The following is a 21,775-nucleotide window of genomic DNA, read 5'->3' as shown; positions in this document are numbered from 1 at the left end:
AAGGAGGCAATCCCTATGCTTCAATCGACGCCGAAACCTCAGCGGCAATCAGTCAACACGTCCATTGATTCTCAGTTGATCAATGACGCTAAGGCGTTGGGTATCAACATTTCCCGCGCCGCGGAGGCGGGTATCGCGAAAGCGATTGCTGCGGAAAAAACACGTCGATGGCAGGAAGAAAACAAGCAAGCCATCGAAAGCTCCAATGAATATGTTAGGCGCAACGGACTTCCATTGGCCAAACACCGGCTGTTTTGATGGCACGTTACGATCTTTATCGGAATTCCGAGGGCAACGGTTATCTTCTCGATGTTCAGTCCGACCTTCTTGAGGGCCTGAGCACCAGGGTCGTAATTCCGTTGATGCCGCCCAACACAGCTCCGGTTCCGGGCCGCCGGCTAAACCCGACCTTCACTATCGATGGCAAGGATCATGTGATGGTCACGCAGTTCATGTCAGCCTTGATGGCCTCTGAGCTGCCGGATACCGAGGGGAATCTTTCCAGGCACCACGACGACATCGTCGCCGCACTCGACATGCTGTTCCAGGGCTTCTGAATCAAGAGGCTACGGGACAGCGGCTTTCTCAGCCAGCCGTCTTCGCCTGCCAGGCCTTGATCGCCTCGTCGAACACCTTCTCGCCGGGAATGCCCTTTTCCATGGTCAGCAACGCCCGCCGTCCGGTCTTGTAGACGACCGGCACGTCGATCCAGTCCTGGCCGCGCAGCAGGGTCATGTTGGCGTCTTCGTCGGCCTTGGTGTCGTTGAGCGCGACGAGGAAGAAGCCGTCGGCAATCTTGGCCGGAATGCCGATCAGCGGGCTGCCGGCATCCTGCTCCGAAGCCTTCATGGCAACGCGCAGGATGTTGTCGACACCGCCGCCCTCGAAGCCGTCGGGCGTCAGGAAGATCATCTCGATGATATGGCTGGCCGGCAGCGTCTGGTCGGTGTTGCGGCGGATGGTCATGCGCAACTGGATGTCCTTGCCGGGAATGGTCGCCTCGGCGCGGATCGCCGGCTCCGGCGGCAGGTCGCCACCGGGCGATTCCTGCACCAGCGACCAGACGATGTTGCCGGGCTCGGCGGAGCCCTGGGCGGTGCTGGTGCGCTCCTCATAGAAGATCGCCTTCTGGCCGACAGGCAGGGCGGCTTCCGCAGGCGCAGCCGCCGGGGCGGGCGGCGCGGCACCTGCCGGTGCTGGCGGCGTGCCAGCAGCACCGGCCGGCGCTGCAGGCGCTGCTCCGTTGGCAGGCGGCGTTGCGGGGGCGGCATCTGTCGCCGGAGGCGTAGTCGCGGCAGGCGTACCGGCGGCCGGTGCGGAAATCGCCGGTGCGTTCGTGGCCGAAGGCGGGGTGGTCAGCGCCGCGACCGATTCGCCTTCGCCGATGCCGCTTTGGCCACCGGCCGGACCCGGGTCGACTTCACCACCCTGCGGTGTCAGCCGCTGGGTGAATTTCGTGCTTTCGGCTTCCGTGCCGCCAGCCGCGGGCGCCGGCGGCGCTGCCGCGGCATCGGTTGCCGGCTTGGCCGGCGCCGGCTTCACGGGTTCGGTTTTCGCTACCTGATTGCCGCCAAGCCCCAGCATCTTGCCGAAGGCGTCCTTGTTCAGCCAGATGCCATAGCCGCCGCCGGCAACGACCAGCAGTGCGACGACGGCCGCGATCAGCCCGCCATAGCTGCGCTTGCGCTCGGCGGGACGCAGGCGCTGGAAGGTGTCCTGTACCGGCTCTTCATTGTCTTCGTTGCTGGAAAAGACATCGGCCTCGTCGTCCGCCTCCTCGGCGTTCATGCCTGGAAGAGGCGTGTCGGCGCGAGCCGGCTGGGCAGGCGCCGGCGTCGATCTTTGCCAGCTTGGCTCGACCTTGGCGGCAGGCGGCGGCGCGGGTTGATAGGGCTCGGGCTTGGCGACGGGCGGTGCCGGCCAGGCCGATTCCGCCTTCGCCGGCTGCCTCGTATGGCTTGGCTGGTTCTTGTTGCGATCGATCGACGAAAAGATGTGTTCCAGCTCCGCGAGCGGGTCGGTCTCCGGCACGCTCTTGGCATAATCGCGCTCGACGCTTGTAATGGCGTCTTCCAGCGAACGCATCTGCGTGGCTATGGCTTCGGGAGCCCACGGCGGCGAACGTTCACCAAGCTTCTTCGCCAGCATGGTGCGAACGCTGGCATAGATGCGCGTACGCTTTTCCGGCGTCTCGTCGCCATGCTTGTCGAGCGCGTTTTTCAGAATAGCAACGAAATCTGCCATGCTTCAGTCGACCTGTATTTTGCTTCCGCGCCGGCCCCCGCAAATCAGCCGCGATGCCCGGAAAGGCTTCAGAAACTAGTCTTGAAACGGATCGGTCACAAGTATCGTGTCGTCGCGTTCCGGGCTGGTGGAAAGGAGCGCGACCGGTGCGCCGATGAGCTCCTCGATGTAGCGGACATACTTGACCGCCTGGGCCGGCAGATCATTCCAGCTGCGCGCGCCGGCAGTGGTGCCTTTCCAGCCCTCGAGCGTCTCGTAGACCGGTTCGACACGTGCCTGCGCGCCCTGGCTGGCCGGCAGATAATCGATCATCTCGCCGTCGAGACGGTAACCGGTGCAGACCTTGATCTCGTCCAGCCCGTCAAGCACGTCGAGCTTGGTCAGCGCGATGCCCTTGATGCCGTTGACCGCGACGGCCTGGCGCACCAGCACCGCGTCGAACCAGCCGCAGCGGCGCTTGCGACCGGTGACGACGCCGAATTCATGGCCGCGCGTGCCGAGGAATTCGCCGACCTCGTTCTTCTGCTCGGTCGGGAACGGACCCTCGCCGACGCGTGTCGTATAGGCCTTGGTGATGCCGAGCACATAGCCGATGGCGCCCGGGCCAACGCCGGAGCCGGCGGCAGCCTGTCCGGCAACCGTGTTCGACGAGGTCACGAACGGATAGGTCCCGTGGTCGATATCGAGCAGTGTGCCCTGCGCGCCCTCGAACAGGATGCGCTCGCCAGCCCGGCGCTTGTCGTCGAGGATCTTCCAGACCCGGTCCATATAGGGCAGGATGTCGTCGGCGACCGAGGTTAGTTCCTGCATGATCGCGTCATGCGTGACTTCCGCATGACCAAGCCCGCGACGCAGCGCATTGTGGTGCGTCAGCAGCCTGTCGACTTTCAAGGGCAGTGTTTCCAAATCCGCCAAATCCATCACCCTGACCGCGCGCCGGCCCACCTTGTCCTCATAGGCGGGGCCGATGCCGCGACGGGTCGTGCCAATCTTCGTCCCGGAATTGGATGCGGCGTCCTCACGAAATCCGTCCAGCTCTCGATGCAGGGACAGGATAAGCGCTGTGTTTTCGGCTATTTTCAGGCGATCCGGCGCCACTTCGACACCTTGCGCCTTGAGTTTTGCCACCTCGGCGACGAAAGCGTGCGGGTCGAACACGACGCCATTGCCGATGATGGACAGCTTGCCCTGGCGCACGACGCCCGACGGAAGCAACGACAGCTTGTAGACCTTGCCGTCGACGACCAGCGTATGGCCGGCATTGTGGCCGCCCTGGAAACGCACCACGACATCGGCGCGCTCCGACAGCCAGTCGACGATCTTGCCCTTGCCTTCGTCACCCCACTGCGAGCCGACGACCACCACATTGGCCATGTTTCTTTTCCCTTGAGACGCCGCCAAGCGGCTTGAATATGGTTCGAAACGACAGGCCTCTATAACGTCAAGACCTCGCGAGCGCGACCTTTCTTTGCCGTCGAAAATGCCCTGAGGCACAACAATTTTCGGCTTTGACATCATTTACTTGGGCGAGCGAGGGCAATAGGCCGGCAAACACCGCAGCTCCGGCGACTGGAATCCCGCGATGCATCGAAGCGCCTACATATTCCTGCTGCTCACCACCTTGCTTTGGGGTGGAAATTCGGTGGCCGGCAAGCTGGCGGTCGATCACGTCTCGCCGATGACGCTGGTCTTCCTGCGCTGGGTGCTGGCCGTGGCGATCATGCTGCCCATCGGCTGGAAGACCATCCAGAAGGACTGGCCGATGGTCCGCAAGCACTGGTTCGTGCTGGTCGCCCTCGGCGCCAGCGGCTTCACCCTGTTCAACACCATCTTCTACACGGCGCTCAACTACACGACAGCGATCAATGTCTCGATCGAACAGGCGGCGATGCCGATCCTGATCATGACTGCCAATTTCGTCTTCTTCCGCCTGCGCGTGAACTGGGCGCAGATTGTCGGCGTCGTGCTGACCATCGCCGGCGTGATCCTCACCGCCTGCCATGGCGACCCGCGCCGGCTGTTGACGCTGGAACTCAATTTCGGTGACGCCATCATGCTGGTCGCCGTCTTTCTCTACAGCGGCTATTCGGTCGGGTTGCGGCTGAAGCCGGTGATGCACTGGCAGAGCCTGATGCTGGCCCTGTCGGTTTCGGCACTCGTCACCTCGTTGCCGTTCTTCCTGTGGGAGGTCCTCGCCGGCAAGGTCGTCATACCCGACGCGCGCGGCTGGACCGTCATCGTCTATACGGCGATCGGCGCCTCGGTCGTTTCGCAGATCTTCTACATCAGGGGCAACGAGCTGATCGGCGCCAACCGCGCCGGCCTGTTCATCAATCTGGTGCCGATCTTCGGCACGCTGCTGTCGGTGCTGATCGTCGGCGAGACGTTCCAGCTCTATCAGGCGCTGGCCTTGGTGCTCGTGCTGGGCGGCATCGGGCTTGCCGAATACAGCGGGCGCAAGATGGCAATGGCGGACCACCGCGGATGACATTTGGCGGCTGACGCCCTCCGCCGTCGCGGCAACGCGAACGGCCTGGACTTCGCCAATGGCGCGGAAACAGCGGCATGAATCCTGCCGCGTCCCCTACTTGGAACATTTCACCTCCAGCGGAGTTTGAACGCCAGGGAGGCGACATGATGAGCCACAACCCTCGCAGCACGGCAAGCATTGCTGGTCACCCTATCCACCCGATGCTGATTCCGTTTCCGATTGCCTTTTTTGTCGGCACCTTCGTTTGCGACCTTATCTTCTGGCGAACAGCCGATCCCGGATGGGTCACCGGGTCGCTTTGGCTTCTCGGCGCAGGCCTGATCATGGCTGCCCTGGCCGCGCTTGCTGGCTTGACGGACGTTCTCGGCGATGTTCAGGTCCGCAATCTCACGACGGCATGGCTCCATGCCGGCGGCAATGTACTCGTCGTGTTGATCGAGCTTTACAACTGGTACTCGCGGTATGCCGGCGGAGCGGCGGCCGTGATGCCAACCGGCATCGTCCTATCGCTGATCGTGGTTCTCATCCTGCTGTTTACGGGCTGGAAGGGCTGGGAACTGGTCTACCGACATCGCGTGGGTGTTTCCGATGGCTCGGACGAGTTGACATGAACCGGCCGCCGCGGCGGCCGGCGTCAACGAGGTGGGTCGGCGACCGCCTGTCCTCAATCACATCGCGTTGACGTCGAACTGCAGCCGCTTGGCCGAGTCGATCGACTTGTGCGCCTTGACCTTTTCCAGCACGGCTTCCGGGAACGGCGCGTCGAGATAGAGCAGCGCTATGGCATCGCCGCCCGGCCGGTTGCGGCCGAGCTGGAAGTTGGCGATGTTGACGCCATTCTCGCCGCAGACGGTGCCGAGCAGGCCGATGATGCCCGGCGCGTCCGCATTGGTGGTGTAGAGCATGTGCTGGCCGACCTCGGCATCGAGGTTGATGCCCTTGATCTGGATGAAGCGTGGCTTGCCATCCGAGAAGCATGTGCCGGCGATCGAGCGCGTCATGTGCTCGGTCTTCACCGTCAGCTTGATATAGCCGTCGAACACGCCCGACTTGTCGCGCTTGACCTCGGCCACGATGATGCCGCGCTCCTTCACCATGATCGGCGCCGACACCATGTTGACGTCCGAGACCTGAGGCCGGATCAGCCCGGCGAGTGCTGCACTGATCAGCGCGCGCGTGTTCATCGTCGCGGTCGAGCCGTCGAACAGGATCTCCACCTCCTTGATCGGATCCTCGGTGACCTGGCCGACAAAGGCGCCGAGCACCTCGGCGAGCTTGACGAACGGCTTCAGCCGCGGCGCCTCCTCGGCGGTGATCGACGGCATGTTGATGGCGTTGGAGACGGCGCCCTTGATCAGATAGTCGGCCATCTGCTCGGCAACCTGCAGCGCGACATTCTCCTGGGCCTCCGTCGTCGAGGCGCCGAGATGCGGCGTCGCCACCACATTCTCCATGCCGAACAGTTCGTTGTTCTCGGCCGGTTCGACCTCGAAGACGTCGACCCCGGCGCCGGCCACCTTGCCGCTCTTCAGCGCTGCGACCAGATCGGCCTCGACGATCAGACCGCCGCGTGCGCAATTGATGATGCGCACGCCCTTCTTCATCTTGGCGATCGCCGCGGCATCGATGATGTTGCGCGTCTTGTCGGTCAGCGGCGTGTGCAGGGTGATGAAATCGGCGCGGGCGAACAGCTCGTCGAGCTCGACCTTGTCGACGCCAAGCTCCTCGGCACGGCTGTCCGACAGGAACGGATCGAAGGCGATGACGTGCATCTTGAGGCCAACGCCGCGCGTCGCGACGATCGAACCGATGTTGCCGCAGCCGATGACGCCCAGCGTCTTGCCGGTGATCTCGACGCCCATGAAGCGGTTCTTTTCCCATTTGCCGGCATGGGTCGAGGCGTTGGCTTCAGGGATCTGGCGCGCCAGCGCAAAGATCATCGCCACCGCATGTTCGGCTGTGGTGATCGAGTTGCCGAAGGGCGTGTTCATCACGATGATGCCCTTGCGGCTTGCCGCCGGGATATCGACATTGTCGACGCCGATGCCGGCGCGGCCGATGACTTTGAGATTGGTAGCGGCGTTGATCAGCTTTTCGGTGACCTTGGTCGCCGAGCGGATGGCGAGGCCATCATACTGGCCGATCACTTCGGCGAGCTTATCCTTGTCCTTGCCGAGATCGGGCAGATAGTCGACCTCGACGCCACGATCCTTGAAGATTTGCACGGCGGTGGGGGAGAGTTTGTCTGAGACGAGAACGCGGGGCGCCATGGCGGCCTCCTTGAAGTGGATTTGATCCTGATGGGAGTGGGCGGCCCGAAGGCCGCCGCGAACGATCTCAGGCCGCCGCTTTGAGCGACGCCTTCTGTGCGGCGAATGCCCAGTCGAGCCAGGGCAGCAGCGCTTCGAGATCCGACGTCTCGACCGTCGCGCCGCACCAGATGCGCAGGCCGGGCGGTGCGTCGCGATAGGCACCGATATCATAGGCGACGCCTTCCTTGTCGAGCACCGACACCAGCCCCTTGGCGAAGGCCGCCTGCCCGTCGGCATCGAGTGCGGACACGTCCGGATCGGTGAAGGACAGGCAGACGGACGTGTTCGACCGTGTCGCCGGCTGGACGGCGAGATGACCGAGCCAGGAGGACTTGCCGACAAAGCGATCGAGGACGGCCGCATTGGCATCCGCCCTGGCGATCAGCGCGTCGAGGCCGCCGGTCGACTTCGCCCAGTTGAGCGCATCGAGGTAATCCTCGACGCACAGCATTGAGGGCGTGTTGATGGTCTCGCCCTTGAAGATACCTTCGATCAGCTTGCCGCCTGAGGTCAGGCGGAAAATTTTCGGCAGCGGCCATGAGGGCTTGTAGGTTTCCAGCCGCTCGACGGCGCGAGGCGACAGGATCAGCATGCCGTGAGCGCCCTCGCCGCCCAGCACCTTTTGCCAGGAGAAAGTGACGACATCGAGTTTTTCGAAGTCGAGCCTCTGCGCGAATGCGGCGGAAGTCGCATCGCAGACGGTCAGGCCCTTGCGGTCCGCGGGAATGAAATCGCCGTTCGGCACGCGAACGCCCGACGTGGTGCCGTTCCAGGTGAACACCACATCGCGGTCGAAATCGATCTTGGTGAGATCAGGCAGCTCGCCGTAGCCGGCTTCGATCTTGCGCACGTCGGCGAGCTTCAATTGCTTGACCACGTCGGTGACCCAGCCGGAGCCAAAGCTCTCCCAGGCAACCATGTCGACGCCGCGCTCGCCGAGCAGCGACCACAGCGCCATCTCGACCGCACCGGTGTCCGACGCCGGCACGATGCCGATGCGGTAACCCGCCGGGACCTGGAGAATCTCCCGCGTCAGCTCGATCGCCTGTTCGAGCTTGGTCTTGCCGATCTTGGCGCGGTGGGAACGGCCGAGCGCGGCAGCCTTCAGCGCCTCGACCGACCAGCCGGGGCGCTTTGCGCAGGGACCTGAGGAGAAATTGGGGTTTGCCGGACGGAGTCCGGGCTTCGTATGCGTCGTCATCGTGGTCTATCCTTCCAGATAGTGGCCCCTCGTTGGGGAGGGGTGGCCCACGGACGGCGATATTCGTTCGGGCTTCAGGCGTCAAGAGGAAAGTTTTTGTCGTTGCCGGGATACCGGCGATCCCTGATCAGGATGTCGTGACTTCAAACGCAAACGGCGGATCCCGAAAGATCCGCCGTCCTGGTCCTCGTACTCGCCGCGCCTACCAGAGATCGTAGCGTAGCCCGACCTTGACCTGATGATAATCGAGCCCCTTTTTGAACTCAGGGTTGCCGACAGCGTCTGCTGTCACGTATTTCGCGGAAGGCAGAGCCGTGTATTGATAGCCGACATCGACTGCAACATTCTTGCTGACCTGATAAGCAAAGCCGGCGCCGAGCGTATAGGCGAAGCTGAACTGCTTCTCCGACTGCGTCGTCCCATCATAGCCATTTGGATCGTCGCATTCAAAGATGGTCGTGGTTGTACCTGATGTTGTCGATGAATTCTGACAGTTGCGAGCGCCTTGAGCGTACTTGTAGGTGCTGTACGCTATGCCGACACCGCCTCCGACATAGGGCGTGAAGCCGACATAAGTGCCCAGGTCGACAAAGGCGCTGGCCATCACATCGTAGGCCTTGTTGTTGCCGTCGTTGGAGCCTTCGCATCCACGGGTGCTTGGGCCGGCGAACGCGCTTGTGCTGCCACCGCTGGTGACAGTCACCGTCTGCGTTCCATCGCAAGTACTGTCGAATTTGCTGGCGAATTTGCTTGTCGGCAGCAGACCGAAATTCAATTCACCACGGAAGTAATCGTTGAAATGGTAGCCCATACCTATCGAACCAGACAGCGGGCTGGTATCCGTAACCAGACCGGCCGGAGTTTCCGAAAATTCATAGGGCTTGTTGAAGGCATAGCCGAGATCACCGCGCAGATACCAGCCGGAGCCGACCTCGACCGGGACGTAGTCGGGCGCCTGGTCGACATAGATCGGCGGATCGTAGTCGGCCGCGTGCACCGGCGTCAGCGGCAGGAGGGCTAGTGCACCGAGCGCCAGCGCCATACGCGATGTAAGTTTCATGGTCCCCGACTCCCGAATTTGGCGCAGCCCGCAATCGCAGCGGCAGCCATCGTTTCAAGGAGCATTGTTAACCATAGTGGTTAAGTGGCGGTTAAGGCTAACAGAGCGTTAGCGAATTCATTTCCCCTGTCGATTCCAGGCGGCCAACGAAAAACCGCCCGGCTTGAGGCCGGGCGGTTTGTGAAGAATTCAAGTAATGTAGATGCTGTTACTTGGTGTAGATCGGCTCGGGTTCGGGCTGGTAGGCAACGACCGGCGCGGCGCAACCGTTGTTGCCACCGAACTGGTAACGCAGGCCACCGCGCACTTCGTGTGTGTTGATGCCACGATCGAAGCCGGGACCGGAGCTGGTGATGTTCCAGTCAAACATGCGGCCGCCCTGGATATGGGAGAAGCGGTAGCCGGCATCAAGAATGATCTTGTCGGTCAGGCAGTACGAAGCGCCGGCCATCAGACCGTAGGCGAAACGCCAGCTTGATCTGCCGGGATTGAACTCGGTGGTGTTCGGGTCGTAGACATCATCCCACTTGACGCGGGCGCCGCCGATGCCGGCGCCAACGTAAGGCGTGATGCCATGGTAGGTGCCGAGATCGACATAGGCGTTGGCAAGCAGTAGCAGGGCGCTCATCTTCGATACTTCGGTCGAAGTACCGTTGATGTCCGAGGTGCCGCCGTTGAAGTTCGACTTGAACCAATAGTCGGCGGTCAAATCGGTCCGGAAGTGATCGTTGATCTTGTAGCCGACGCCGGCGCCGAGCGAGAAACCGCCCTTGAGCTTGCCGAAATCGAAGCTTCTGGTGCCGGGCGTAACCGTACAGTTACAGGGATCGACGGTGTAGGTCATATAGTCGATGCCGCGCACGGTCGACTTGTGATAGTCGATGTCGCCACGGATATACCAGCCGCCGACTTCTACCGGCTGCTCGTAGACGGCCTGAGGCGGAGCCTCTTCGACGATCGGTTCCGGCAGGTCGGCCGCGAACAACGGCCCCGCCAGGCCTGCGAACAGTAAGGCGAGCAGGGCCTTTCTTGCTGTCTTGAACATGCTTGTCACCCCTGAGAAGCTCGGAACGGCAAACCCGCCCGAAATGCGATTGGCTTTCAGTCGTGGATAATGAATTGCAAAGGTTAAAAGGCGTTTAACCCTGTTGCTTAACCACGAATCTCGAAGCTTCTGGGGACCGGCGCGAGATTTCCGAACAGCGAACAGACTGGGAGCCGACAAGAAAAAGCCCGCCGAGAGGCGGGCCTTGGACAGGTTCAGGCGACGACGTCCTGCCGGGCGCTGTGGGGGTCAGGCGGCGCTGCGCGTTTCCGAGATGATGTCCACGATGCCATTCACCACGGACTCGACCAGTTGCGGGTCGTCGCCCTCGGCCATCACGCGGATCAGCGGCTCTGTCCCGGATGGCCGGATAACCAGCCGTCCGGTCTTGCCGAGCCGGCTACGCGCGTCTTCGATGGCGGCCTTGACCGGCGCCTCCTCGAGCGGCTTGCCGCCGGAAATGTGAACGTTCTTCAGGAGTTGCGGCACGGGTTCGAATTTCTTCGACAGTTCGCTGACCGGCCGGCCCTGCCGCTTGATGCAGGCCAGCACCTGCAGCGCCGAAACCAGGCCGTCGCCGGTGGTCGAAAAGTCGGACAGCACGATATGGCCCGACTGTTCGCCGCCGACATTCAGCCCGTGCGCGCGCATATGCTCGACGACATAACGGTCGCCGACCTTGGTCCGGTGCAATTGCAGCTTCATGTCGCCGAGGAAGCGTTCGAGGCCCAGATTGGACATGACGGTTGAGACGACACCGCCGCCGGCGAGCCGCCCGCTCTGGTGCCAGGATTCGGCGATCAGCGCCATGATCTGGTCACCATCGACGATCGCGCCGTTTTCATCGACGATGACGACGCGATCGGCGTCGCCATCGAGCGCGATGCCGATATCGGCGCGCACTTCGTGCACCTTCTTTTGCAGGCCGGCCGGGTGGGTCGAGCCGCATTCCTTGTTGATGTTGAAGCCGTTGGGCTCGACATTGATGGCGACGACTTCGGCGCCCAGTTCCCACAGCGCCTCGGGCGCCACCTTGTAGGCCGCGCCATTGGCGCAATCGACGACGATCCTCAAGCCCGCGAGCGACATCGAGCGCGGCAAGGTGCGCTTGGCGAATTCGATGTAGCGGTCATGCACGCCGTCGACGCGCTTGGCGCGGCCAAGCCCGTCGGAATCGGCGAGCGCCAGTTCGATATCCCTGTCGAGCATGCTCTCGATGCGCTCCTCGATCTCGTCGGAGAGCTTGTAGCCGTCGGGTCCGAACAGCTTGATGCCGTTGTCGTAATAAGGGTTGTGCGAGGCCGAGATCATGACGCCGATATCGGCGCGCAGCGAACGCACCAGCATGGCGACAGCCGGCGTCGGGATCGGGCCGAGCAGGAACACGTCCATGCCGGCGGCACAAAGACCGGCGACCATGGCATTCTCGATCATATAACCGGAAAGCCTGGTGTCCTTGCCGAGCACGACACGATGTCGATGGCTGCCGCGCTGGAAAGAAAGGCCGGCGGCCATGCCGACCCGCATCGCGATTTCAGCGGTCATCGGAAACTTGTTGGCGCGTCCGCGAATGCCGTCCGTGCCGAAATAATTCCCTGCCATGCCAGTCAGCTTCCTCGACGTTTCTTCCCCGGCACGTCATGCCACAAGTGGCCAGGGCGCTATGATCACATTGTGTGATTATACGTTACCAATCCTTAGAAAACCATTGTTGTGCACTGCACACAACGTGGCCGCAACCTGACATGCCCAGACTGCCATGCTGCAATATACAAGTCATTCGAGCCTTTCAGCGCGGATGCACCAGGAAAATCTTGCTCTGAACCAGGCAACGGACAACGATTTCATCACCTTATCGGGAGAAGCCGATTTTCGGCGATATATACGCCACTTAGCATCTGGCGCAACCGACCGTTGAGCGTTATTGATTTGCAGGGACGTATCATGGGCTGCTGCAACGGAGAAACGCTATGCTCATCCACCGACTTGCCACTTTGACCGGCCTCGCCGTCGCGACCTTGTTCCTGGCCGCGCCAGCCAACGCACTGACGATGGCCGAGTGCAGCACGAAGTATAACGCCGCCAAGGATGCGGGGACACTGGCCGGAGCGACTTGGAACCAGTTCCGCAAGGCTCAGTGCGGCACCGACGCCACAGCGACGACCGACGCCAAGCCGGCCGATGCCAAGAAAGCGACCAACACCACGAAGGCTGCCGCGTCGGACGACAGCACGGCCAAGGGCCTGACGGCGAAGGAATGCAGCACCAAGTATCAGGCGGCGAAGGCTGCCGGCACGCTGAACGGCATGAAGTGGAACGACTTCCGCAAATCCGAATGCGCCGCCGGTGCATCCGCCGCTGCCGCCGCCAAGCCGGCGACCACCAAGGCCGCCGCGGCTCCCGCCGCTCCCGCAGACAATGGCGGCAAGGGCCTGAGCATGGCCGAATGCAGCACCAAGTATCAGGCCGCCAAGACGGCCAACACGCTGAACGGCATGAAGTGGAACGACTTCCGCAAGACCGAGTGCGGCGCAGCCGCCTCGGATGACGACACCGTGCCGGCCGCCGACGAGGCGAGCTACACCAAGGAGCCGGCGAAGCCGACGACGGCTGCGCCCAAGGGCGTCACCTTCCCGTCCGCGATCTCGCCGAAATATACCAGCGAGACCCCCGGAAAGGGCCGTATGCACACCTGCCTCGACCAGTACTATGCCCTCAAGGACGCCAATTCGCTTGGCGGCCTGAAGTGGATCCAGAAGGGCGGCGGCTTCTACAGCCTGTGCAACGCCAAGCTGAAGAGCTGATCGCTTAGCCATAGTCTCCAAACAAAGGCCCGCGCATCGCAAGATGCGCGGGCCTTTTTTGTTGCGCGAAGACGCACACTGCCTTGCTCGCATCTGCACGTCGCCGGGCTGCCGGCATCATCAATTCGCCTACACTGCCCACCGCCAAGCTCATCGGAAGTCCGTAAAGATTCTGGTTGAACATATAGAGAACAAACCATATACAAAAAGACGTCAAACTTATTATCAACCAGGAGGGTCTTATGCACGGTTTGAAATTGGCGGTATTGGCTGCGACCGCATTTGTCGCTTGGAGCGTCGCCCCCGCAAGCGCACTGACGATGAAGGAATGCGGCGAGACCTATCGAACAGCCAAGGAAGGCGGCACTCTGAACGGCATGGACTGGACGGCTTTTCGCAAGGAGAAGTGCGCGACATCAGCAGCGGACAGTGTCAGCGAGGATACGGTCAAAACCGAGCCGCAGACGAAAAAAGAAACCAACGCGGCGGTCGCCCCCACTGTAGCGCCCGCGGGCGTGACATTTCCGACCACGCTGGCCGCCGAGTTCAAGACCGAAAAGCCCGCGAAGGCGCGCATGAAGACCTGTCTCCAAGGCTACCATGGCAACAAGGACGCGGGCACGTTGAACGGCCTTCGCTGGATCCAGAAGGGCGGCGGTTATTACAGCCTGTGCAATGCCAAGCTGAAGAGCTGAGCGACAAGACATCTGAAGAAGAGAAGGCCTGCGAACCGCAGGGTTCGCGGGCCTTTTTGTTGCCTTCGAGGGCACGCCAGCGGCGACGTTGCCAATCTCCCCCTTGTGGGGGAGATTGGCTATCACCTAGGCTTTCGCCAATCGTCACCGTCGCAGATGCGAGGTCGCGGACAACTCCTCCCCAACGCCAAAAACAAAGAACGCCGCGGAGCAAGCCGCGGCGTTCGATGAAATCGGTGGCCGAACTCAGCTCGACGGCTGTGGTTCCATACCGCCTTCGGGCTCAGGACCCTTCTTGCGGCGGCCGCCGGACTTCGGCACGGCCGAGCCACGACTTGGCGGCGTATCGTCGCCGAGGTCGCGTGCGGGCTTGTGGCCGGCGATCAACTGCTTGATCTCCTCGCCGGACAGCGTCTCGTATTCCAGCAGGCCCTGAGCCAGCGCGATCCATTCCTTCTTCTTCTTGGTCAGGATGGACTTCGCCGACGAATAGGCCTCATCGATCAGGCGGCGCACTTCGGCGTCGATGATCTGCGCCGTTTCTTCCGAGACGTTCTGCGTGCGCGCCACCGAATGGCCAAGGAACACTTCTTCCTGGTTGTCGCCATAGGCGACATGGCCGAGCTTGTCGGAAAAGCCCCAGCGCGTGACCATGGCACGCGCCAGCTTGGTCGCCTGCTCGATATCCGAAGAAGCTCCGGAGGTGATGTTCTCCTTGCCGAACTTGAACTCCTCGGCGACACGGCCGCCCATCATGATGGCGAGCCGCGAGATCATGTATTTGTAGCTCATCGAATAGCGGTCGCCTTCGGGCAACTGCATGACCATGCCGAGCGCACGGCCGCGCGGGATGATGGTGGCCTTGTGCAGCGGATCGGCCGACGGCACGTTGAGCGCGAGGATGGCGTGGCCGGCCTCATGGTAGGCGGTCAGCTCCTTCTCGGCCTGCGTCATGGCCGACGAGCGGCGCTCGGCGCCCATCATGATCTTGTCCTTGGCGTCCTCGAATTCAGCCATGGTGACGAGGCGCTTGTTGCGTCGTGCCGCCATCAGCGCGGATTCGTTGACGAGGTTCATCAGGTCGGCGCCGGAGAAGCCAGGCGTGCCGCGCGCGATCACCTTGAGGTCGACATTGGGCGCCAGCGGCACGTTGCGCACATGCACCTTGAGGATCTTCTCGCGGCCGACGATGTCAGGGTTCGGCACCACGACCTGGCGGTCGAAGCGGCCTGGCCGGAGCAGCGCCGGATCGAGCACGTCGGGCCGGTTGGTGGCTGCGATCAGGATGATGCTTTCGTTGGATTCGAAGCCGTCCATCTCGACCAGCAGCTGGTTCAGCGTCTGCTCGCGTTCGTCATTGCCGCCGCCGAGTCCGGCGCCGCGATGACGGCCGACTGCATCGATTTCGTCGATGAAGATGATGCAGGGCGCGTTCTTCTTGGCCTGATCGAACATGTCGCGGACGCGGCTTGCACCGACGCCGACGAACATCTCGACGAAGTCAGAACCGGAAATGGTGAAGAACGGCACATTGGCTTCGCCGGCAACCGAGCGCGCGAGCAGCGTCTTGCCGGTTCCCGGAGGGCCGACGAGCAGCACGCCGCGCGGAATCTTGCCGCCGAGCCGCTGGAACTTCTGCGGATCGCGCAGGAACTCGACGATCTCTTCCAGATCTTCCTTGGCTTCGTCGACGCCGGCAACGTCCTGGAAAGTGACGCGGCCATGCGCTTCGGTGAGCAGCTTGGCCTTCGATTTGCCGAAGCCCATCGCGCGGCCGGAGCCGGACTGCATCTGGCGCATGAAGAATATCCAGACGCCGAGGATGAGGATCATCGGCAGCCAGGAGATCAAATAGCCGAACAGCGAATTGGAACCGTCCGTTTCAGGCCGTGCATTGATGGTGACGTTCTTGTCCTGCAGCCGCGAGACCAGCGAAGGATCGCCGGGCGAATAGGTCTGGAAACCGCTGGAATTGTCGGTGTAGGTGCCGCTGATACGAGCGCCAGCAATGGTCACCGTCTTGACCCGCCCCGCCGCGACATCCTGCAGGAACTGCGAATAAGGCACATCGCTGGAAGCCCCTCGCGTCTGCGGCGTCTGGAACAGATTGAACAGGGCTATGAGCAGGACCGCTATGATCGCCCAAAGCGCGAGGTTGCGATAGTTCGGATTCATCAATTGTCCCGTTGGCGTCCGCGAGGCAGACACGCGTCATGAGAGGAAACTTGCGCCTAACATAGGGAGAGCGTCCCCCCTTGCCAAGCAGAACAGCACGTCTGGGTTAAGCTTTCGCGCAACCCTCAGCCGGCACTGTGGCCGCTGAAAGGCAAGGGCGGGACCGGGGCCGCGCCGATCAGCCCGGCGACGGCCCGCGCCGGCGCTAGGTCGAAGGATGGCAGGAAGCGGCCGAAGGGGGCAACGACCGGCCGCGCTTCCACCGTCGCGGACTTCAGTCCATATCCAGGCAAACCAAGGCATTCACCGGCCTGCCACACCGCCGGTTCGGCCGCGAGCGCGGCGCGCATCAGGCTCGACGGGGTTTTTCCTTCACCCGTCGCCAGCCGCTTCGCCGCTGCCGCGCCTAACGGGGCAATCAACAATGCGCTGCTGCTGTCGTTCAATGTGATGTGCCGGCGGCCGTCCCACAGGGTGCTGCCGGTGGCGGCAGCGGCGGCGGGCAGTCCGCGCGCCTCGCGGCGCAGGAATATGCCGGAGCGCCGGGAATCGACAACCGTCCGCGACAATGTGGCGCAAAGAAATCCAGCCCTCAGCCGCCCGAACAGAGCCTCGCTGCGGGCCTGATCCGGCAGGAAGGCAATCCCGCCGGTCGTGGCCAGAAGGATGCGCAACGCATAGACGGCCGCCTGCTCGTCACCGGAGGAGAGCAGGCACGGGTCGAGGCGGATGAGGCCGATGGCTGGCTGGCTGGCGAAGCCATCGATCAAATCGGCTGCGCTGGCGCCAAGCTGCCTGCGCTCGAGGGCGGCCTGGCCCGCGAGCATCAACATGCCCTTCACATGCTCGACACTCTCGCCGGCAAGTGCGGCCCGCACACGCGGCCGCTCGAAAGCCGCGTCGACATTGGTCGGATCGTCAGCCCAGCCGACATTTTGACGGCGCAGGACGTCGCGCAATACCGCGCGCCGCACGCCGAGGAGCGGCCGCACGATCCAGATGCGCCAGTCATAGAGGGTGGCCGGCGCCATGCCGGCAAGTCCCCGGCCGGCCATGCCGGCATGGCCTTGGCCCGCGTCCCGCGCGTGCCGCATCAGCACCGTTTCCGCCTGGTCGTCGGCGGTATGGCCGGTGAGGATCATGCCGATGCCTTCCGCTTGTGCCGCCTCGGCTAGCAGCCGGTAGCGCGCCTCGCGAGCGGCGGCGGGCAGACCGGTCGATGGCTTTGGACCCGACCATGTCAGGATGCGGTGTGAAATTCCGATCCTGGCGCACAGCTTCGCCACTGTTTGCGCTTCCGCAGCCGAACCGGACCGCAAACCGTGGTCGATCGTCACCGCCAGCAGCCTGGTTGCCGGCGCCCTACGTTCGAGATGGTGTTTGAGAAGAAGGAGCAGGGCGGTCGAGTCGCTGCCGCCGGACACGGCCGCAACAGCGCCGCTGGTAAAATCGATACGCGAAAAAGGGTTAGTCGAAAGGTCCGGCTCGGTGTCGAGCATAATGCATGTCGCCCAAAAGTGATCCCGGTTCAGGACAACGACATGTATGACAAGGATCAGCAGGCAGCCAGAGCCTTCTCCTGCTTGACGCGTTCCTTGAGCGCGCTGGAAATATCGGGGTAGCGCTTGCCGACCTCGCTGAAAGTGGCGCAGGCAACGTCATGCTGCTTGAGGCCGACCAGCGACACGCCGAGCTTCAGCAACATGTCGGGAGCTTTCTTGGCCTTGGGGTAGTCCTTGCTGGCGGCAAGGAACGTCTCGGCCGCATCGCGGTATTTCTGCTGGCCGAGCAATGACTCGCCCAGCCAGTAATGCGCATCCGCGGCCTTCGCATCCTTGGGGAAGCGGGCGATGTGGTCGCGAAAACCCTGCTCGGCGGTGCCGTAGTCGCCCGAGAGGATGAACTGGTATGAGTTGCGGTAGAGTTCTTCCGGATTGTTGGTGGCGGGCAACGCCGCGACCACCGTATCGGATTTGCCGGCCTTGGGCGCCGCCCCGGCGACTGGCGCGGTATCCTGCGCCGGCGCGGTCGATTGTGTGTTGCCGCCGGCATCGATGACATTGCCGTTCTTGTCGACGGTGATGCTGCCGAAGGTCTTTTCCGGCGCTCCCGTACCGGGAATAACCTTGCCGGGGTCGCCATCCGGAGATTCGACGATGACGTCCTCGACCGTCTTGCCGACTGCCGATTGATCGTTGGCGGGCTCGGCGCCGGCATCGGCCGGCGCCCGTGTTGCCGGGGCCGCCGCCACGTTGTTGTCGGTGCCGGTGGTGGCGTCCGATTTCTTCTGCGCCGGCGGCTGTCCGCCTTGCGTGCCGCCACCTTCCAGCTGCTGGAAGCGGAATTCATTATCTTCCTGCTGCTTGCGGATCTGCTCCTGCATTTGCAGGACCTGGAAATTGAGTTCCTCGATCTTGCCGTTCATCTGCCGCAGCTGCTCTTCCAGGCTGGTGACAGCGGTAGGATCGGACTGCACCAGCTGAACCTGGTCCGGTTTCTTCTTTTGACCAAAAAAGCTGGGCAATTCGATAGTGGGAAGATGGAAGGTAAAGCCGCTGTCGGTTGATTGCCCTGTGCCGCTCGCCCCGGTGCCGCTAGCCAGGGCGGTGACGCCTGATAGGAGCAGCAGCGCAAGCGTGCCGCTCAGAACCGATCTCAAATGCATGTGCCTCTCGCAGTGATTTCGTTAGCTTGTTCGCGCCTTCCAATCAGAATGGGACCAGCCAAGCGCCCTCGGCTCATAGCAGGAGCCGAGACTTCGGCCAAATTTTGTTTCGGGCATCCGGATATGAAAAAGGCGGCCCCAAGGCCGCCTTTCGCACAAGTATGTTGCATTTTTACCGCTAGACGGCCACGCGTCCTTTGACGCGCCGGTCCATGATGCCTCAGGAGCCAGCGCCGCTAAGCGTAGTGACCGCGCGGCGATTCTGCGACCAGCAAGAGATGTCGTCGCAAACCGCGACCGGACGTTCCTTGCCGTAGGAAATGGTCTTGAGACGGCTGGCCGAGACGCCCTTTGCGACAAGGAAGTCACGGGTAGCGGCTGCGCGGCGGGCGCCGAGCGCCAGATTGTATTCGCGCGTTCCGCGTTCGTCGGCATGGCCTTCGACGACGATGGCATACTGCTTGTACTGGTTCAGCCACTGTGCCTGGCGCGAGAGCGTCGTCTGCGCGTCGGCACGGATCGAGGTCGAGTCCGTATCGAAGAAGATGCGGTCGCCAATGTTGACGGTGAAGTCCTGCGCCGATCCGGGTGTTGCGGCGCCGGCGCCGTTAAGGCCAAGATCGGCCGCGTTGTTCGGCGTCTTTTTCGAGGCGCAACCGGCGATGGCGAGCATCGCCACCAGCGCGATCATGACCGGGTTTCTGGTAAGTGCTGCAATACGGCCCATGCCGCCTCTCCTTCGTAATTCGAGTGGTCTAATTTGAGTGATTTCGTTGATCACCCAGTAACCACGTTTGGGTTAACCGGCATTCAAGAAACACGGTTAAATTTTGGTTTAAGCTGCCCGTCCGCAGCCATTGGCCATGAGCCACAGTTGGCGCGGACCCTAGGCGGAAATACGGCCAAAACGCGACAAAGAGATGGAAAAGAGGAATTGAAGAGTTGGGGAATTGAGGAACTGAAGAGAGAATTCACTTCAGCTTTTCTCTCAGATTGATCAGCATGCCGTAGATATGGGCATAGGATCGCAGCCAATCGTCGTGTTGTGCCTGGCTGATGTATCCAAGGTCGAACGCGTAGGAAATCCACGTCTCCACTTCGCTGCATGACCCATTGCCATTGAAATGAACCGCGCGAATTCGGGTTTGGAGTGAGTCTGCTTGGCAAATCCCTCAGCCAAATTGGCGCAGATTCCCTTGCTGGAGCGACGCAACTGATCAGCCAGTGCGTATTGCTCCATTTTCGGGAAGGCGAGCGTAGCTTTATGCACGTCAAGAGAGACCACATAAGCGCGCTTATAAACCTCTAGATCCTTCGCACGCTTGATGTGGCCGCCCGCCTTCTCCATTCTTCAGTTCTTCAATTCCCCAGTTCCTCAGTTCGTCTCTTACTCCAGCAGCGGCGACCAGGCAGGGTCCGAAGCGAAGTTCGCCGTCGGGATCGATTGCTCGTTGCGTCCGGTCAGATCGACCGAAACCAGTTTGGGGCCACCGGCGGAATCGCGGAAGAACATCAGCACGCGGCCATTCGGCGCCCAGGTCGGTCCCTCCTGCTGGAAGCCGGAGGAGAGGATGCGCTCACCCGATCCATCGGTCTTCATGACCCCGATCTGGAATTCGCCGCCGGTCTGCTTGGTGAAGGCAATCAGGTCGCCGCGCGGCGACCATACCGGTGTCGAATAGACGCCATCGCCAAAGGAGATACGGGTCTGGCCCGAGCCGTCGGCGCCCATCACGTAGATCTGCGCGCGGCCGCCACGGTCGGAGGTGAACACCACCTTGCTGCCGTCGGGCGAATAGGACGGCGAGGTGTCGATGGCGGTCGAGTTGGTCAGCCGCGTCGTCGAGCGGCTGCGCAGGTCCATGGCGAAGATGTTGGAATTGCCGTCGTCGCGCAGCAGGCTCATGATCACCTTCTGGCCATCGGGCGAAAAGCGCGGCGCAAAGGTCATGCCTGGGAAATTGCCGACCAGTTCGCGTTGGCCGGTCTCGATCTGCAGCAGGTACACCCGCGGCTGGCCGCTTTCATAGGACATGTAGGTGATTTCCTGCCGGTTCGGCGAGAAACGCGGCGTCAGCACGATCGACCTGCCGTCCGAGAGATAGCGCACATTGGCGCCGTCCTGGTCCATGATCGCGAGGCGCTTCTTGCGCGCATTCTTGGCGCCGGATTCGTCGATGAAGACGACGCGGGTGTCGAAATAGCCTTTTTCGCCGGTCAGCCGCTCATAGATGGCGTCGGCGATGATATGGGCGACACGCCTCTGATTGGCATCGTTGGCGAAGAACTGCTCGCCAGCCATCTGCTGGCCGGCAAAGGTATCCCACAACCGGTACTGGGCGCGGATGCGGCCGTCGGCTTCCTTGCTGACGCTGCCCGTGACCAGCGCCTGCGCGTTGATCACCTTCCAGTCGTCGAAGCGCGGTGCTGCATCGGGGTTGGTGATTTTCTCGATAAAGGCGCTCTTGTCGATCGGAGCGAACAGACCCGAACGCTTCAAATCGGCGGTGACGATCTGCGAAATCTGCGCCCCAAGCGCGTCGCCGCCCTGGAAATCCGTGATGGCGATCGGCAGCGGCTCGACGTTGCCCTTGTTGACGTTGAGCTCGACGAGCGCCAGCGCCGGCAACGTGCCTGCCGCGGTCATGCCCATCGCCATTGCTGCGACCATCAGGAGCGGCTTGAGGATTGATTTCATGTCTTCTCGCTTCTCGTACTGATTTTCGGATGACAGGGCCTTAGAGGCCGAGCATCTCCCTTGGATCGAAGGTGACGCGGACGTCGGCCCAGATGTCCTGCTTGCCGGCGGGAACTTGCAGGCCGGTGACATCGCATTTTTGCACCGCACGAACGGCACTTTCGTCGAACTGGCGATTTCCGCTCGACTTTTCGACCGCCGGGCGCCCGTCCAGCTTACCGGATGCATCCAGGTTGAACCGCACCACGACGAGGAAGTTCTCGGAACCTTCAAGGCCGACAGGAAGGGTCCAGCAGCCGCCGAGCTGGCTTTCCAGGGCACCCATTTCGGACCTGGAAAGCTTCTGACCTTGGTCCTTGTCGCCGCCGAGCGACGCCTGCTGGGT

At 62.3% G+C, this 21,775-nt stretch carries 19 protein-coding genes and 1 pseudogene; 6 read left to right on the top strand and 14 right to left on the bottom strand.

Annotated elements, in window-relative coordinates; all coding sequences use genetic code 11:
* Nucleotides 1–15 precede the first annotated feature (15 nt).
* Nucleotides 16–258: a type II toxin-antitoxin system CcdA family antitoxin gene (locus EN955_RS18555; RefSeq protein ID WP_024502933.1), complete on the top strand. Its 243-nt coding sequence runs from the start codon at nt 16–18 to the stop codon at nt 256–258.
* Nucleotides 258–557 (top strand): CcdB family protein, encoded by a 300-nt coding sequence (locus EN955_RS18550; protein ID WP_024502932.1) that lies wholly within the window; start codon nt 258–260, stop codon nt 555–557. The genes EN955_RS18555 and EN955_RS18550 overlap by 1 nt, the downstream gene beginning before the upstream one ends.
* A gap of 28 nt (nt 558–585) precedes the next feature.
* Here EN955_RS18550 and EN955_RS18545 read toward each other — a convergent pair whose 3' ends face one another.
* A complete protein-coding gene (locus tag EN955_RS18545) occupies nt 586–2,244 on the bottom strand; it encodes a hypothetical protein (protein ID WP_013529163.1) in 1,659 nt (552 codons plus the stop codon).
* Nucleotides 2,245–2,319: 75 nt separating this feature from the next.
* Nucleotides 2,320–3,618 carry an adenylosuccinate synthase gene (locus EN955_RS18540; protein WP_024502931.1) on the bottom strand — a complete coding sequence of 433 codons (1,299 nt, stop codon included), beginning with the start codon at nt 3,616–3,618 and terminating at the stop codon, nt 2,320–2,322.
* A gap of 208 nt (nt 3,619–3,826) precedes the next feature.
* On the opposite strand from EN955_RS18540, the gene EN955_RS18535 reads away from it, so the two are divergent.
* Both EN955_RS18535 and EN955_RS18530 read left to right on the top strand, forming a co-directional pair.
* Nucleotides 3,827–4,732: a DMT family transporter gene (locus EN955_RS18535; RefSeq protein ID WP_024502930.1), complete on the top strand. Its 906-nt coding sequence runs from the start codon at nt 3,827–3,829 to the stop codon at nt 4,730–4,732.
* 149 nt (nt 4,733–4,881) lie between these two features.
* Complete coding sequence (locus EN955_RS18530) at nt 4,882–5,346, top strand: DUF2231 domain-containing protein (RefSeq protein ID WP_013529160.1); 465 nt, start codon at nt 4,882–4,884, stop codon at nt 5,344–5,346.
* Nucleotides 5,347–5,403: 57 nt separating this feature from the next.
* Here the strand turns inward: EN955_RS18530 and serA are convergent, their stop codons facing one another.
* The 5 genes from serA to glmM form a co-directional block, all read right to left on the bottom strand.
* Complete coding sequence (gene serA / locus EN955_RS18525) at nt 5,404–7,005, bottom strand: phosphoglycerate dehydrogenase (RefSeq protein WP_024502929.1); 1,602 nt, start codon at nt 7,003–7,005, stop codon at nt 5,404–5,406.
* Nucleotides 7,006–7,072: 67 nt separating this feature from the next.
* Nucleotides 7,073–8,248: a phosphoserine transaminase gene (locus tag EN955_RS18520; protein WP_024502928.1), complete on the bottom strand. Its 1,176-nt coding sequence runs from the start codon at nt 8,246–8,248 to the stop codon at nt 7,073–7,075.
* Between the two features lie 202 nt (nt 8,249–8,450).
* Entirely contained in the window at nt 8,451–9,290 is an 840-nt protein-coding gene (locus EN955_RS18515) for an outer membrane beta-barrel protein (protein ID WP_318011902.1), read from the bottom strand.
* A 226-nt stretch (nt 9,291–9,516) separates the two neighbouring features.
* Complete coding sequence (locus EN955_RS18510; protein WP_013529156.1) at nt 9,517–10,353, bottom strand: outer membrane protein; 837 nt, start codon at nt 10,351–10,353, stop codon at nt 9,517–9,519.
* Nucleotides 10,354–10,602: 249 nt separating this feature from the next.
* A complete protein-coding gene (gene glmM, locus EN955_RS18505) occupies nt 10,603–11,955 on the bottom strand; it encodes a phosphoglucosamine mutase (protein WP_013529155.1) in 1,353 nt (450 codons plus the stop codon).
* 368 nt (nt 11,956–12,323) lie between these two features.
* On the opposite strand from glmM, the gene EN955_RS18500 reads away from it, so the two are divergent.
* Nucleotides 12,324–13,157 (top strand): hypothetical protein, encoded by an 834-nt coding sequence (locus tag EN955_RS18500; protein WP_024502927.1) that lies wholly within the window; start codon nt 12,324–12,326, stop codon nt 13,155–13,157.
* A gap of 242 nt (nt 13,158–13,399) precedes the next feature.
* On the top strand, nt 13,400–13,852 hold the full coding sequence (locus EN955_RS18495; protein ID WP_050580452.1) for a hypothetical protein: 453 nt from the start codon (nt 13,400–13,402) through the stop codon (nt 13,850–13,852).
* A gap of 246 nt (nt 13,853–14,098) precedes the next feature.
* Here EN955_RS18495 and ftsH read toward each other — a convergent pair whose 3' ends face one another.
* From ftsH to EN955_RS18460, 7 genes and pseudogenes are all read right to left on the bottom strand, one after another.
* Nucleotides 14,099–16,027, bottom strand: coding sequence for an ATP-dependent zinc metalloprotease FtsH (ftsH, locus tag EN955_RS18490; protein WP_013529152.1), 1,929 nt, complete (start codon nt 16,025–16,027; stop codon nt 14,099–14,101).
* A gap of 125 nt (nt 16,028–16,152) precedes the next feature.
* The gene (gene tilS / locus EN955_RS18485; protein WP_024502925.1) at nt 16,153–17,526 is read right to left on the bottom strand and encodes a tRNA lysidine(34) synthetase TilS; all 1,374 of its coding nucleotides are present in this window, start codon (nt 17,524–17,526) and stop codon (nt 16,153–16,155) included.
* Between the two features lie 56 nt (nt 17,527–17,582).
* The gene (ybgF, locus tag EN955_RS18480; RefSeq protein WP_024502924.1) at nt 17,583–18,692 is read right to left on the bottom strand and encodes a tol-pal system protein YbgF; all 1,110 of its coding nucleotides are present in this window, start codon (nt 18,690–18,692) and stop codon (nt 17,583–17,585) included.
* A gap of 220 nt (nt 18,693–18,912) precedes the next feature.
* Nucleotides 18,913–19,419, bottom strand: a complete 507-nt coding sequence (gene pal / locus EN955_RS18475) for a peptidoglycan-associated lipoprotein Pal (RefSeq protein ID WP_013529149.1) — start codon at nt 19,417–19,419, stop codon at nt 18,913–18,915.
* Between the two features lie 244 nt (nt 19,420–19,663).
* A pseudogene (locus EN955_RS18470) lies at nt 19,664–20,040 on the bottom strand (four helix bundle protein).
* Between the two features lie 39 nt (nt 20,041–20,079).
* Nucleotides 20,080–21,390, bottom strand: a complete 1,311-nt coding sequence (gene tolB, locus EN955_RS18465) for a Tol-Pal system beta propeller repeat protein TolB (RefSeq protein WP_013529148.1) — start codon at nt 21,388–21,390, stop codon at nt 20,080–20,082.
* A 40-nt stretch (nt 21,391–21,430) separates the two neighbouring features.
* On the bottom strand, nt 21,431–21,775 hold a 345-nt coding region (locus EN955_RS18460), incomplete at its 5' end, for an energy transducer TonB (protein ID WP_164769892.1).

Source organism: Mesorhizobium sp. M7A.F.Ca.CA.001.04.2.1, from assembly GCF_003998485.1.
Taxonomy (GTDB): domain Bacteria; phylum Pseudomonadota; class Alphaproteobacteria; order Rhizobiales; family Rhizobiaceae; genus Mesorhizobium; species Mesorhizobium ciceri.
This window is presented reverse-complemented; position numbering and strand designations above follow the sequence as displayed.

Coding starts and splice junctions, on each gene's coding strand:
- EN955_RS18555 (WP_024502933.1), top strand. CDS start 16: ATGCTTCAATCGACGCCGAAACCTCAGCGGCAATCAGTCAACACGTCC.
- EN955_RS18550 (WP_024502932.1), top strand. CDS start 258: ATGGCACGTTACGATCTTTATCGGAATTCCGAGGGCAACGGTTATCTT.
- EN955_RS18545 (WP_013529163.1), bottom strand. CDS start 2,244: ATGGCAGATTTCGTTGCTATTCTGAAAAACGCGCTCGACAAGCATGGC.
- EN955_RS18540 (WP_024502931.1), bottom strand. CDS start 3,618: ATGGCCAATGTGGTGGTCGTCGGCTCGCAGTGGGGTGACGAAGGCAAG.
- EN955_RS18535 (WP_024502930.1), top strand. CDS start 3,827: ATGCATCGAAGCGCCTACATATTCCTGCTGCTCACCACCTTGCTTTGG.
- EN955_RS18530 (WP_013529160.1), top strand. CDS start 4,882: ATGAGCCACAACCCTCGCAGCACGGCAAGCATTGCTGGTCACCCTATC.
- serA (WP_024502929.1), bottom strand. CDS start 7,005: ATGGCGCCCCGCGTTCTCGTCTCAGACAAACTCTCCCCCACCGCCGTG.
- EN955_RS18520 (WP_024502928.1), bottom strand. CDS start 8,248: ATGACGACGCATACGAAGCCCGGACTCCGTCCGGCAAACCCCAATTTC.
- EN955_RS18515 (WP_318011902.1), bottom strand. CDS start 9,290: ATGGCGCTGGCGCTCGGTGCACTAGCCCTCCTGCCGCTGACGCCGGTG.
- EN955_RS18510 (WP_013529156.1), bottom strand. CDS start 10,353: ATGTTCAAGACAGCAAGAAAGGCCCTGCTCGCCTTACTGTTCGCAGGC.
- glmM (WP_013529155.1), bottom strand. CDS start 11,955: ATGGCAGGGAATTATTTCGGCACGGACGGCATTCGCGGACGCGCCAAC.
- EN955_RS18500 (WP_024502927.1), top strand. CDS start 12,324: ATGCTCATCCACCGACTTGCCACTTTGACCGGCCTCGCCGTCGCGACC.
- EN955_RS18495 (WP_050580452.1), top strand. CDS start 13,400: ATGCACGGTTTGAAATTGGCGGTATTGGCTGCGACCGCATTTGTCGCT.
- ftsH (WP_013529152.1), bottom strand. CDS start 16,027: ATGAATCCGAACTATCGCAACCTCGCGCTTTGGGCGATCATAGCGGTC.
- tilS (WP_024502925.1), bottom strand. CDS start 17,526: ATGCTCGACACCGAGCCGGACCTTTCGACTAACCCTTTTTCGCGTATC.
- ybgF (WP_024502924.1), bottom strand. CDS start 18,692: ATGCATTTGAGATCGGTTCTGAGCGGCACGCTTGCGCTGCTGCTCCTA.
- pal (WP_013529149.1), bottom strand. CDS start 19,419: ATGGGCCGTATTGCAGCACTTACCAGAAACCCGGTCATGATCGCGCTG.
- tolB (WP_013529148.1), bottom strand. CDS start 21,390: ATGAAATCAATCCTCAAGCCGCTCCTGATGGTCGCAGCAATGGCGATG.